We start from the raw sequence: 385 nt of genomic DNA, 5'->3' as shown, positions 1-385 counted from the left end.
GCGGTGAACCTGGAGAACCGCTACCGCGGTCTGCGGTCGCCGCACAAGCTGAAGTTCGGGGTGTCGGGCTGTGCCCGCGAGTGCGCTGAGGCGCGGGGCAAGGACGTCGGCGTCATCGCCACCGAGAACGGCTGGAACCTCTACGTCGGCGGCAACGGCGGCCAGTCCCCGAAGCACGCCCAGTTGCTCGCCGGCGGGCTCGACGACGAGACCCTGGTCCGCTACATCGACCGGTACCTCATGTTCTACATCCGAACCGCCGACCGGCTCCAGCGCACCGCGCCGTGGGGCGAGGCCCTCGACGGCGGCCTCGACCACCTCAAGGCCGTCGTGTGCGAGGACAGCCTCGGGATCGCCGCGGAGCTCGAGGCGGCCATGGCCAAGC

Annotated in this window: 1 pseudogene; it reads left to right on the top strand. The window is 70.9% G+C overall.

The window, feature by feature from the left end:
- Positions 1-385 (top strand): annotated as a pseudogene (locus tag AC1DYG_RS20525) (nitrite reductase (NAD(P)H)); the annotation flags it as partial.

The organism is Pedococcus sp. P1_H8 (genome assembly GCF_056405175.1).
Note: the sequence above shows the minus strand (reverse complement) of the source record. Positions and strands in the feature narration are given on the sequence as shown.